Source organism: Aquiflexum balticum DSM 16537, assembly GCF_900176595.1.
In the GTDB taxonomy this organism is placed as follows: domain Bacteria; phylum Bacteroidota; class Bacteroidia; order Cytophagales; family Cyclobacteriaceae; genus Aquiflexum; species Aquiflexum balticum.
In genome coordinates, this window is the sequence record NZ_LT838813.1 from 5,252,092 (window position 1) to 5,265,181 (window position 13,090).

Annotated in this window: 10 protein-coding genes; 1 reads left to right on the forward strand and 9 read right to left on the reverse strand. The window is 39.7% G+C overall.

Features of this window, described 5'->3' with window-relative positions; translation table 11 throughout:
- Positions 1-65: 65 nt before the first annotated feature.
- From B9A52_RS22210 to B9A52_RS22230, 5 genes are all read right to left on the reverse strand, one after another.
- Positions 66-2,564: an HsdM family class I SAM-dependent methyltransferase gene (locus B9A52_RS22210; RefSeq protein ID WP_084122796.1), complete on the reverse strand. Its 2,499-nt coding sequence runs from the start codon at positions 2,562-2,564 to the stop codon at positions 66-68.
- A 14-nt stretch (positions 2,565-2,578) separates the two neighbouring features.
- Complete coding sequence (locus tag B9A52_RS22215) at positions 2,579-3,487, reverse strand: S-4TM family putative pore-forming effector (protein ID WP_084122797.1); 909 nt, start codon at positions 3,485-3,487, stop codon at positions 2,579-2,581.
- Complete coding sequence (locus B9A52_RS22220) at positions 3,480-4,481, reverse strand: nucleotidyltransferase (RefSeq protein WP_084122798.1); 1,002 nt, start codon at positions 4,479-4,481, stop codon at positions 3,480-3,482. The genes B9A52_RS22215 and B9A52_RS22220 overlap by 8 nt, the downstream gene beginning before the upstream one ends.
- 3 nt (positions 4,482-4,484) lie before the next feature.
- Positions 4,485-4,772, reverse strand: a complete 288-nt coding sequence (locus B9A52_RS22225; protein WP_084122799.1) for a hypothetical protein — start codon at positions 4,770-4,772, stop codon at positions 4,485-4,487.
- A 326-nt stretch (positions 4,773-5,098) separates the two neighbouring features.
- On the reverse strand, positions 5,099-6,001 hold the full coding sequence (locus tag B9A52_RS22230; protein ID WP_084122800.1) for a helix-turn-helix transcriptional regulator: 903 nt from the start codon (positions 5,999-6,001) through the stop codon (positions 5,099-5,101).
- 387 nt (positions 6,002-6,388) lie between these two features.
- Here B9A52_RS22230 and B9A52_RS22235 point away from each other — a divergent pair, with 387 nt between their 5' ends.
- Positions 6,389-8,494: a hypothetical protein gene (locus B9A52_RS22235; protein ID WP_084122801.1), complete on the forward strand. Its 2,106-nt coding sequence runs from the start codon at positions 6,389-6,391 to the stop codon at positions 8,492-8,494.
- A 419-nt stretch (positions 8,495-8,913) separates the two neighbouring features.
- Here B9A52_RS22235 and B9A52_RS22245 read toward each other — a convergent pair whose 3' ends face one another.
- The 4 genes from B9A52_RS22245 to B9A52_RS22260 form a co-directional block, all read right to left on the reverse strand.
- Complete coding sequence (locus B9A52_RS22245) at positions 8,914-9,312, reverse strand: cyclic nucleotide-binding domain-containing protein (protein WP_157370261.1); 399 nt, start codon at positions 9,310-9,312, stop codon at positions 8,914-8,916.
- Positions 9,313-10,101: 789 nt separating this feature from the next.
- Complete coding sequence (locus tag B9A52_RS22250) at positions 10,102-10,476, reverse strand: iron chaperone (RefSeq protein WP_157370262.1); 375 nt, start codon at positions 10,474-10,476, stop codon at positions 10,102-10,104.
- A gap of 241 nt (positions 10,477-10,717) precedes the next feature.
- The gene (locus tag B9A52_RS22255) at positions 10,718-11,182 is read right to left on the reverse strand and encodes a helix-turn-helix domain-containing protein (RefSeq protein ID WP_084122805.1); all 465 of its coding nucleotides are present in this window, start codon (positions 11,180-11,182) and stop codon (positions 10,718-10,720) included.
- 347 nt (positions 11,183-11,529) lie between these two features.
- Positions 11,530-13,062 (reverse strand): RNA-binding domain-containing protein, encoded by a 1,533-nt coding sequence (locus tag B9A52_RS22260; RefSeq protein WP_084122806.1) that lies wholly within the window; start codon positions 13,060-13,062, stop codon positions 11,530-11,532.
- Positions 13,063-13,090 lie beyond the last annotated feature (28 nt).

Here is a 13,090-nt window from a genome sequence, read left to right on the forward strand (position 1 = left end):
TCATAAAAACCTTTAAATTCAACTGTCAAGTAATCCTTGACAACTGAGAGCGGTTCCAATTCAATTTATACAGTTCCCATCTTAAAACCCATCATTTCCAAGTGTTTATTTACTTTTTCCTCCAATAGCTTCACCTCATTGGTTTGCTTTGGTAGCGGTGCTTGGTAGCGTTCAGCTAGGTCTTTGATGCGTTGGGTTAGGCGTTGGCTGATGCGTTCCATTTCGGTTTTCACGCTGCGTTCTATGCTTGCCATCCATTTATCATCCACCACGAGTTGCTTGATCTCAGTTTCGGTAAGTGTTTTGTAGCGTTCTATAACCTTAATATCCAAGTCGATAATGGCCTCTTTTATTTTTTTATTGATTTCAGCTTGGTTCTCTATAAGTTCCAAATACTGTTCGAGTATTGCCTGTTCACCATAGGCAGCTTCCGGTTCTGCTGCGATCAGATAAGTAGGTTTTTTGGATTTTGGCTTATTTGCCAAAAGTTCTTTCAGGCGCTTTTGTACATTGGCTTTGTTCACCTTATCGAGGTCAGCAAAATAGCCATCTTCGGAAGCATGCTCTTCTTCAAGTTCAGTCAGTTGGGTTGCAATAGCTTCTTTATCAGATTCCAGTTTTTCAATTGCCTTTTTCTCAGCTTGGAAGTAGCGGTCTATCACCAGGGTTTTTGGCACCAGATCGCAATCCCACACGGTAGCGGATTTGGTTTGTTTGATGATGCTGAGTTCGGCTTTCCAGCCATCTACTGCTATCAGATAGCAATCGTCCTGCATGACCTCATTCCAGTAATTCATCAAATGCTGATACACATCGTATTTGTCCATCAGGGCTTTGCCCGTGTAAGTACTCAATACATCTTCCGAAATCCTGAAAATGGTTTGTTTGGGCTTGATACCTATGGAAAGTGATTTTAACAATTGGGTGTTTCGTGTTTTCCAATCAGCAAACAAATCATCCATTTCTTTGCTAAAAGCCACAAACTCGGTATGGGAAAAAATTTCATTTTTGAGTTCAGCATGGTCAATGTTCAATTGCAGATAGCCTTTCCGACCAGGTTTAAACAAATGATTTTTCAGGGAAGGATACACTTTCCAATAGCTTTCTAATGCTTCAATATCAGCATTGGGAATATCGCCTAGTAAGTGAGCTTCAATATCTTGGATGTCTTCTGCTTCTTGGCTGTCAATGTAGCGGGGAATATTCAGGTTGAAGTCATTTTTCGGGTCACTGATTTCTTGCACACTCACCAGTCTGCTAAACTTGGGCAATTCAATCTGTTTGTTGAAAACGTCCACAATCTTGTGAATGTCCTGTTCACGCAGGCGGTTTTTGTTGCCGTCTTTGATAAAGCCCTTGCTTGCATCCACCATGAAAATAGGTCGTGGAGTCTGCCCTGACTGTACCATTGTATCTTCTTTATCCAAGACGATAATGCAGGCCGGGATTCCTGTACCGTAAAACAAGTTGGCAGGCAAACCAATAATGCCTTTAATATAACCACGCTCAATCAAACTCTTGCGGATTTCGGCTTCTGCATTGCCTCTGAACAATACTCCGTGAGGCAAAATACATGCGCCTTTGCCTGTGCTTTTCAGGGATTTGAGAATGTGTAAAAGAAAAGCATAATCACCGTTTTTATCAGGTGGAGTCTTATAAGATGCTTTGCCTGTTTTCGCACTCTCATTTTCGTCTTTTTCAAAACGCCCGTAAAGGTCGTCCTGCGGATTAAAGCCTGTTGCCCAATTCTTGGATGAGAACGGCGGGTTCGCTACCACAAAATCAAAAGTTTTCAGATAGCCATTGCTGTCTTTAAAAAACGGATCGGAAAGCGTGCTTTGTCCTCTGTGTATTTCTATGGCCTCCTGACCGTGCAATATCATATTCATTCGGGCAAGTGCAGCAGTGGCCACATCTTTCTCTTGTCCGTAAATAGTGCCTTTGCCATCTGCTTCGTCCAATGCTTTCAAGAGCAAAGATCCGGAGCCGCATGTCGGGTCATAAAAGGTGGTTTTGTTGGTGGCATCGTGAATGCTCAGCACTTTTGCCATTACCCGGCTTACCTCACTTGGGGTATAGAATTGTCCTTTGCTTTTGCCGCTTTCGGTGGCAAAGTTTTTCATCAGGTACTCAAAGGCATCACCGAGAATGTCGTCACCACCTGCACGGTTTTTAGAAAAGTCAAGCGCAGGATTTTCAAAAATGGCAATCAGGTTGGTAAGTTTGTCCACCATTTCTTTGCCCTTGCCCAATTTATCATCGTCTGCAAAATCGGCCACATCTATCACGCCTTTCAGGTCGTTGGCCTTTGCCAGTTCACCGATGATGATGTTGATTTGGTTACCAATATCCTTGTTGCCTTTGAGTGCCTGCATATCCTTGAAACTCCCACCCTCGGGTATTTCAATTATCGCATCCGGGTCATTGGCATATTTGTCACTCACATACTTCACAAACAACAATACAAGAATATAGTCTTTGTATTGGCTTGGGTCCATCCCACCCCTCAACTCGTCACAACTTGCCCACAGGGAACTGTATAATTCAGATTTTTTAATTGCCATTTAAGTTTTGTCTTTTATTTTGTTAGTTCTTTTACTTTCTCCTTCACTGAAAAATGCATTTCATCTTCCAGATTTTGCTTTAAAAAATTGTAAGCCCATTCAGGCAATAGCGGACTATTAATGCGTTTAAGATAAATTTTATCTTGAATTTGCCGAATCAAATGTGGTTCAACTTGGTCATTGATACGAACCGTTTCTAATCTGCCTTCAATTAAGTCTTTCAGCTCTTTCAAATTTTCGATTGCCTCTTTATTTGTGCTGATTTGTTTGTATGCCAACACAAATACTGGAAGTGATGGAAATAAAACAGTTGAGATAAAATTTGGAACTGTCAATCCATTTTGTCCAGCAATAATCAATAGAATTAAAAATGTAGCAGCAGCCAATAATAGAATAGTGTTTGTGTAGCGTTGTCTCAATGTAAAATCGTAACTGCAATTAGTCCGTTGGCAAAGTAGAGTTGCAATATTTGTATTGACAGGTAATACTTCATTTGAATACCAACCGTAAAGTTTATCCAGCTTGTTCTTTTTTATGTACTTATTGTAAAATCGCAAAATGATGCCATCATCTGGCTTTGAACTAATAAGGGTTTTATTCCAGTCAATCAATAAAACCGAAGTGTCAAACTTTTCCTGAATAGAAGCAGCGAGCTTTTTTAATTTCATTGCTCTGTCTTCACAGAAAAATTCAAGAAACGTGGCAATGATGCTATAAAGCACAAAAATCCAAACTATCCTTTGTTCTTCCTTTCCTAAAAGTGGCGTTACAATTGAAATTAGAATTGGAATAGGCACAGCAATTAATACCTGAAAAGCAAATGTTGTCTTACCATTTATATAAAGCTGCTTCTGTGCAGCCAAGTATTTGATACTTGGCTCAGAGTCCTGCTCCTGAATTATATGTTTACCAATTTCACTCATACTTTGGGAATTTGTCTCCAAAAATTTCTATCCATTTGCAAATAGCATCTTTATGGTTGTTTTGAGCTTCCAATTTTCTTGCGTCAAAAGCTTTTACGTAATCTTGGTAGGCTCTGTCCATTATCTTCCTACTGTCTTCTAAGCTAAGATTGTTTATGTTTCCTTGAATGCCTTTCGGATCATATACAGGGTTAGAAACCCTTCTATGAATTGCTAACAGAACCTTTTCTATTTCCATATCCACATACTGAGATGCAGCAGTTGTTTGTTCGGCATAATAATCAAGTATCATATTTTCGAGCAGGTAAGAACCCATTGTCGGCATTGTTGCTCTGCTGTTCCAATATTTAATTGCACGAATTACGTTCAGAATATTTCCTTCGTGTGCCTGATTAATTTTTGTAATTCTTTCGCTATCAACTCTCGGGTCGGTTTTCTTCCAATTTCCGCTACCGTCAGGAATTATGTAGTAAGTTCGATTGTAAGCATCTTCTTTTGTAAAAAAGCAAGGTACAATGTCAAAGACCCAATCATAAGATTCAAGATTAAGTGTTGCAGCTTCTAAATTTCTTTTTATCTCCGCTTTTTTATATTGCGGTATTCCTACAAGTTTTGCAATAAAGGCGTTAATAACCTTTCTGGAATTAAGAATGCTTGTGCCTTCGTTCACATAGTCTTTAAAGCGGGTAGCGGCATCCGGAGCAGTTATTTCGATTTTGTCAACCAGTTCGTTGTATGTGCAACCGTCTGCTTTCATACAAATCATAATATCAATGTCGTCAAGTGGCCGCTTTTTTGTCCGCCTTGAAAAAGAGCCATAAAAAATATTTCTTTCTGAATAGATGTTAGGAAATTTTGAGTCACTATCAGGAAATCTTTCAATTTGTCCAACTAACCAGTCACGGCTCCCACGAGCTTTTTTAGTTCTATCAGGGTCAAGGTTAACCGTGTCGGCAAGGAATTTATTAAATGCTTCGTTTACTGTTTTAGCCATACATCAATTCTTACATTTTATTATATAAAGTTCGGATTTGCTCGCTTTGTGTGCGATGGCAAAAAAACGGCTCTTTTGGTTTTGCGAAGCGTTGGCTTTGTGTGTCGAGGCAAAACTAAATGTACTCCCGAAAGCTTTTTGGATGCGGCTGGCTAAAAGAAATTTTAAAAAATGCGAAGGTTCGGCTTTTTCTTTTCTTTCTGTCACCTGTTCAAATAGCAAAATACGGTCAGTTTGAAAGTCTGTCCGCTTGTTCGATATAGTCTGTATGTCGATTCCATTTTTAGTCATTGTCTTGCTGTGTTTTCTGTCTTTTTAGCATTGGTGGTAACATAAACGCAATTAATAGCTCATACCTCTTTATTTTGGTAAGATAGCCGCATTCGCACTTTTTTCAAATAACTGTTTCGTTTATAATCTAACCTACTTCAACTCCTGAAATTATTGAGCTTTGGTTTTCTATCTCCAGTCTTGAAAGCATAAATTCACCCTGAATAAATTAGGTTTTTTAAACCTAACAATTTCTTAACCAACAAAAAATACCGTAAACAGGGTATTTTTTACTTTTGGGGATTTGAGGGAAAAATTAGCGCCTGTCGAATGAGAGATAATTTTCTCTATGTCACAAGAATACCTTTGACCACATTCCCCGCCTTCTTCCTGACCAGATCCCTTAATCTTTCCGGTTCCTCGACCCGGACTTCATCCCCATGAGAGAGGATTTCGGCAATGAGTTCGTATTCGATTTTGACTTGGAGGCGGATGGTAAGCATGCTGCCATCGTCCACCAGTATTTCCTGACTGGCATGAAGGGGCAGGGATTTGATATAGCGTCCTTTGAATTCGGTAAAAGTAAGGATCACCTCTTCCACAGGATTGCCGGGGCTATTGATGATGCCAAAGACATTCTTGAAATACTGCTCAAAGTCCATGTGCTGGCTGACCTGATAGCCCTCTTGAAGGATCTCCAGATTCCGGATCCGGTCCAATCCAAATACTTTGAATTTGTTGTTTTCATCCAATGAAAGCAGGTACCAGCGCTGTTTGAATTCTTTCAGTGCAAGCGGTTTTAAGGTCCTGTCTTCCAGTTCCCACATCCAGTATTTTTCGTATTGGATGTTTACCAGTTTTTGTTTTTGTATGGCTGCCAAAATGGAAGTAAGGTGTTCCGTTCCTTTGGCTTTTCGCTCCTCAAAAAGCAGGTAGGAAGGCACTTTCCCTTTTTGTCCAAAGACCTGAAGCATATCAAATGCTTCCAGCAATTGGGTGTTTTCCTCACTGCTGTCTTCCGGAACAATGCTGTACAGGGCAGTTTTGAAGTCAAAGGAAATGGCGATTCCAAACAGGGAAGCAATTTCGGACAGGTCCCGGTTAAAGGTTCTTTTGGAGATGCAGAGTTGATGCCCAAGTTCCTCTTCCTTACGTGCCAAATGCTGGTCCAAGGTTTCCCAGTCAAAGGATTTTCTTTTGGCCAGTTTGATGATTTCTGTCTGCCGGATCAGGGATGCTAATTTGCTCATGGCATAAAGATAAGGCCAGCCTTCGCCAATCTATGACTGAGGGTCTGTTTTTTTAATTTGATTTTCTGAGTATTCGGAATCATACTGGTTACCAAATATTGTTTTCTCAACCTTTAAAATATCGAAATGCCATTTATATAGTTACTTTTTTTCTTGACAAAAAAAGTAACCAAAAAAGTCAAGACTGCGGAATCCTATCAACGCGCAAGGCCAAGGCCGGCCCGGTCCGCAGTCATTCCTACCCACAGCAACCCGAAAAATATGAATTAAAATTAGAGTTCTTTGTAAACAAGCCTACGTGTAAAAGGACAGAGAGTCAGAAAAAAGATTTGACTCGGCCGTTCTTTGGCGGAGGGTCAGTATAGTTTTGACCCAAAACAAGAAAATATGAACAAGGACTTACAACAAAGGCACAAAGAATTGATTGAAAAACAAGCAGTTCTTCAACAAGCCAAGGAAACACTGAAAACAGAATTTGTGGGAATAGATCAGGTCATTGAGGAAGTCGTCGATGCAATAAGCTCTTGGTATCTTTTTCCCGAAATCCAGGAAAAGCCGGTGATCATTAATTTGTGGGGTTTGACGGGAGTGGGTAAGTCTTCCTTGGTCAATCGTTTGGTTCAATTGATTTCAATGGAGCAAAAGTACTACTATTTTGACCTTGGTGAGAGTGAAAACAGAGATTGGAATGTTCAAAGAACCCTTCAGGAGATTTATGAAAATGTCAATGGCTACCCCATCATCTTGGCCCTAGATGAATTCCAACATGCCAGAACATTGGATGATTTAAGAGTGGAAAAAGAAAAAAGTTCTTCACGGATTATCTGGCAGTTATTGGATTCAGGAAAATTCAAGATTTCCAAATTCAGTTTTCATCAGGAAGAAATTTACGACCTGATCAAACAGCTCCGATATCTTTTGTCACATGGCGTACAGGTTTCCAAAGGGAAGGTAACCGCTCAGGTGGAATATTTCACGGAGAAAATGGATCCAAAAAATCAGTATACAGACCATAGTAATGATGGAAAGCAGACCGATTCAAACACGCAGGATGTGCTATTTGTCCCCACTCGGTTTTATGAAAGTATTTTTGATATGGTTAAGGAAAAATATTCAACAACTTTTGAATTGCAGGAAAAATTACTTTCGTTGGAAGGATACGAAACTTTAGCGTTCTTATTGGAGGTATTTGAACTCGGGAATAGTCCAAAGACAGTGGATTGTTCCAAAGGTTTGATTTTTGTTTTGGGCAATTTGGATGAAGCCTATACCATGAGCCACAATTTCAATCCCGATATGGATGCAGATGAGTTTCACGAACAATCCCTGAAAATCAACGTCCCCATCATCAAAAGGGCTTTGCAGCGTCGTTTTCGAAATGAGCAGATTGCGAGATTGGGAAATCTACACATTATCTACCCTGCCTTCAGTAAACAATCCTTTCAAAAAATCATAGCCCTGGAACTTGGGAAAATTGAGGAAAAGGTTTACCGCAATCAAGGCGTTAAACTTCAAATTGATTCCTCTTTGCATGATTTTATTTACAAAGAGGCGGTTTATCCCACTCAGGGTACAAGGCCTATCTTTACCACCATTCATCAGGTTATCCAATCCAAATTGGGAAAAATCATCACAGAAATGATTTTAAAAAACCTGGAGGTTTCCTGTATTGCCATGAAGCTAAAGGAAAACCATATCCACATCGACTATTATCAGGAACAAATCCTCGTTCATTCGCTTTCAATCCAGCAAAAATTCATCCTGGAAGATTTGAGAAAAAGCAAGAAAAATGATTTACAGGCCATTATAGCAGTGCATGAATCCGGTCATGCCATCATTGCTACAATTTTACTCCGCACTGTTCCTGAAGTTATATTCTCCAATACAGCCGAAGTGGAAACGGGTGGCTTTGTCTATACCAAATTCAAATGGAAATACGTTTCCAAAAAAGAAATCATAAACAGGTTGGCACTAGATTTAGGCGGGTATGCTGCGGAGCGTCTTGTTTTTGGAGAAGAAAATGTAACCACCGGTGCTGAGGATGACATCAAGAAAGCCACAGCCTTTATCACCGGGATGCTGAAAGAGGCAGGAATGGGTGATATTCCGGGAGCCTTTGATGTAAAGGCAGTAGAAACAAAATACTTTCTGCATGATGCGGACAATGAACTGGGCAAAAAAGCGGAATCTTTGATCTTAAAGGCCCTGGAGTTGGCCGAAAAAACCTTGGGGGAGCAAAAGTTATGGTTACTGAAAATGGCTGATTATTTGAGCGACCACAGTCAGATGCGCAAGAATGCTATTCTTCAAATGGCAGAAAAATATGCCGTGAATTTTGATCTTGATAGTCTGATTGAAGATGGTGATTTCCTTTTCTACAGGAATCATTTGAAAGCACAGGTTTCCGAACTAGAAACCCTTACCAATCCAAGGCCCCTTAAAGATGCCTGGGGATTCTCTCTGAATATGCGATCGGAAAATAAGGGCTCTTGAATGTTGATTTCCGGGTACTGACTGTTGTGCTTTTTTAGGTCCAGCAAGAGTTGTTTCCTTGAATGGCAATATTCTAGATTTTAATAGACAACAGGTTAATCAAAATTAGCAATATGCAAAAAATGCATATTGCTTTTTTTATCTAATTCCCCTTCTTTAAAAACTTAAGGAAATGTTATTCTACCCCCATGTTCCCTTGAGGTTACAAAATGGTACTTCAAATCAGCCCATACTTAGGGATTTTGTCTGACTAGCATTAATCTTATTGAAACCTGTTTACCGATAATGTACCAGAAACAATTAATAGAGACAGATTTAAATTCTTTAAACCTAACAATTTCTTTAAAAGCAAAAAAAGCTAAGGTACAATTCAGCACCTTAGCTACCTTTCCGTAAAACCGGAATTGTGAGTTCATACTTTACTTCTGTAATATATCAAAATGAAGTAGGTCTGCCTGTATCATAGTATAGATGGTCAGGAGGTGAAAAACTGCAATAAAAATATTGCTGATGACAAAAGGATGTTTAATGGTTTTTACAGTAAAGGGGCTGAGCAATTTATACACTATTTGCATAAAGAAAAGTGCAAATGCGAGTTTGGCATCTAAAAAGAAATGGGAAACCCGTTCATTTCCCTCAATCCATTCAAAGGCTTTTACTGCACCTTTATTGATGAACCATAAATGATTACAATATTTACCTTGCTCAAGAATCGTATATTCCTTGTCGATATGCCGGACTGTGGATATTTCTTCCAGCATGGTCTTATATTCAGCAGGAAAATGTCCGATTACTGATTCTATAACATTGTATATCATTCTTATTTCCAGGTTTTATTTTTGCCCTTTGTTGTCTTTTTGTATGCCGCAGAGCGATTGATAAAAGCAATTTATGGAGAATTACCTTCTTTTTTTAGTGTAATGGCCGCAAATGCTTTTATTTATAAAATAGCTGTTTCCATAAGACCTAAGCTACTTCATCGTGGTGATTGCTGACCTTTGGTTTTTTGCCGACCGTTTTGAATAAATGGGTACACCTTGATAAATCAGGTTATTTGAACCTAACAATTTCCAAATCAACATAAACACTTTAAAAGGGGTATTTTTAACTTTTTGGGGATGATGGGCTGTAAGGTGGGGGCTGAATTTAAATTACAGAAAAGCTGGCATTCCTAACCGCCAAGGTCGCCAAGAAATCGCAATGAAAAGGTCCTTAGCGTACCCTTGCGAGCTTTGCGGTTTAATTATTCATGGATTAATGGTATCCCCTTAAAAGACTTGAAAATATTCCAGAAAGAGATTTTCTTATCCGCCAAGAGCGCCTAGAAAACGCAAGGAAATTCCTTTGTGAACCTTTGGGTGCTTTGCGGTTTAATGATTAAAGTATTTCTAATTTCTTTTACATACGGAACTTTAAACCAGCAAGTCCTGCAGGCGGGTCTAGCACTTTCCTACCCCTCACTAGCATTGCGTAGCGGGACCTAGGAAGCACCAATTTACTGCTCCGATAACTGTCGAAGTGAAGGTACTTTTATGCTTTGTTTTCATTTTAGGTATTTGATGTCTTTCCAGACAACTGAATTCAGCATGAATATGCATTCTTTTTCTTTAATACTTCCATTTTGCTCCTCTTACCTCAGCGTCTTCTTTCCGGTATTTCGCAATTTTTTGAATCAGCTTTATGGGTAGAGGTTTGTCATAGGAAAACTGAATAGAGTCTTTTTTAAGGTGATATTCAGCTAGTTCCTCACTAAATGGCAACAAAGCGGGACCAGTAGGCACGAAACTTAGGTGGGATTTATGGGCAGCATAGGCAAAAAGTATGGTTTCTGATTCAAATACCGGTTTGCCCCATTTCAATCCCTCGGTCGCATGAGGCACAATATCTCTTAGAATCGAGCGCATCTCTCTACATTTTTCTTGGGCAATCCCATCCAATTGTTCTAAGTATTCCTCCACATTTGTTGGTTTCTTTTTATCCATGGCATTGTTTGTTATTGAAACTGCTTTTGGTTTATTTTTTAATTTGAGGTTTGTAATTTCACTTTGCCCGCTATTCCCCAAAAAGACTTGAAAATATTCCAGAAAGAGAATTTATTAACCCCCATGGTCGGAAAGATATCGCAATGAAAAGGTCATTTGTGAACCTTTGCGTGCTTTGCAGTTGCTTGGTTCCCTCTCCATTTACCAAAAGCGCACATTCTGATAAATATTTACTATTCATTTAAAATATCGCAGCCTTGGACCCGGAAAAATACTTTTTGATTGAGGCAATTCCCAGAATTTTATCCCGTGATTCCGGCTCCAGGTTTACATCCTTATTCCCGGTAATCAGTGATTCCAAGGGTATACCCAAATATCTGTTCAATAAAATTATCATTTTAAGGGTCAATGCACGCTTCCCATTCAGAATCTCAGACACTCTTGTTTTACCTCCCAATAGCGGAGCAATATCTACCTGTATTAGATTCATCTGTTCCATTCTAAACTTAATTGCTTCTATTGGATTTGGCGCTTCGACAGGTAAGTGTTCTTGCTCATATTTTTCGACAAGCATAGACAAAAGTTCCAATTCCTCTCCTTCCGGACTTCCTGGTTCAATGGCTTTTTCTGTGCTTTGGATCAAGGCGTAAATCCGCTCACAAGCCTTGTCATATTCTTGTTTTGACTTTAATATTTTAATTTTCATAATTTACAAAGATACCTTATTTGGTAACTTTTAAAAAATGAATTTCAGAAAACGGATATTTCAAACCGCCATGATCGTTAAGAAATCGCAAAGAAAAATACTTAGCGTACCCTTGCGTTCTTTGCGGTTTAATTTTTTTTCTTCCTAACCTGAATCGGTATTTCTTCCGAAACGGAAATAGACTTCTTCCGAACTCACATCGATTTTTCAATACGAAACGAAAGGCGGTGTATTACGAACTCATTTACATTTCTTACGAACTCAAAGCCGATTTCTTCCGAACCAAAAACCCGTTTCTTCCGAACCGCAATTCTGTTCTAAATGATTGACGAGGTTAAGAAAGGTCATTACTTTTCCCATACGACGAGCACTATCCAATTCCCTTTTTTTGTAGCTCCTTCTCGATCCAAATAGCCCTTTTCACGCATTTTAGCTATATTTTTCTCTATACCCCTACTTGAAACCCCTATTTTCTGACCTATTTCAGTGGCTGTGATTTGCGGATTATCACGCATTGCAGTCAGAATTTTGAAAGCAGTTTCCCCCATTTCATTTATAATTTCTTCCGAACTCAAACTGATCTTCTTCCGAACTTTAGTTGACGATTTATGAACTTTAGTTGATAGCAGGAATTGGGAGTGAATCGGAAGGGTCACGTGGAAAAAGGTTCGATCCTCATCCGTATCAAAGACGGCCTTGGGAGAACCATTTTCTTCCAAAGCTTTAGTGATAGTAGGGATTCCGGTGGCTTTACCTTCGGTAAGGTCCAATTCCTTTAGAAAATCCCCAAGACGTCTGTTCCTATATCTTCTGGGAAATACTGTGCCCTTCTTAAATTCCGAGAGACGGATGCTCCGATCTGGACCTCCATAGTTGATCACCATAATCTGGTCAGAATAAATCCGAATCTCCACTGGTTCACGGGTTTGATAATCCCGATGATAAAGTGCATTGGCAATGATCTCTTCCATTGCCTGGTAAGGGTAATTCCAAACTTTCACTGATTCTGCCTTTCCCTTGACTTTGGTCGTCTTTTGACGAAGGACATTGATTCTTAAATACTCCAAGGTACGATTGATCATGAGGTCTACAGGGCCTGAAATATTTGGAACCTCGATAAACTCATCAGCAGCCTCACCGTTCGGGAAATGGACAATTTCAACCCGGGAATATGGGAAATATTTCTCCGGATTGTCTGTAAACATCATCAGTGCTACATTCCTTGGATGCCTTCTTTCCGGAGGGCCATAAAGGAGCTGCATTTGGGAAAGCAGCTGTTCCTTCGTCAACGCATCCATAGCGTCCAGAAGCTTGCTTTCCACCTTTCTCAGATAATCCCGAACCAAGGTCAATGAGATTTCATCAAAGCTTACCTGGGTATTGGGCCGATCATCAAAAGGTAATTTGCCACTGAGGGCAATCAGCTCTTCCTTTTGGCTTTTATTTACCTTGATCGAACCAGAACCGTAGCGGATGTAGTAATGGTATTTCTTTTCCTTGGCTTTGATTTCGTCAGGAACTTCATAAGGTCTATTGTCACCTGCAAATACCCATATCACCAGTATTTTTTTACCCTCGATTTCTTCGATACTGATCTTGGGATGGTAGGCTGGATTGATCAGGTTGTTCATTTGAAGCATATCCTTTTGGATACCATCAATCTCCTGCTCATTCAGTCCTGCAGGTGGCAGAACAGGTCTGCCGTTTTCTTCGACAATACCTACAATGATATAGCCACCGCCAATATCATCGAAGTCATTGGCAAAGGCACAGATTGAGCGGTAGATAGGACCGGGGTTCCAACCTTTCTTATACTCAATTCGTTCGGATTCCACCGCACGTCCATTGATCAGGTCCAATATGTTGATTGGTAAAGCCATACCAACTTAAAACAAAATTTTTTTCATT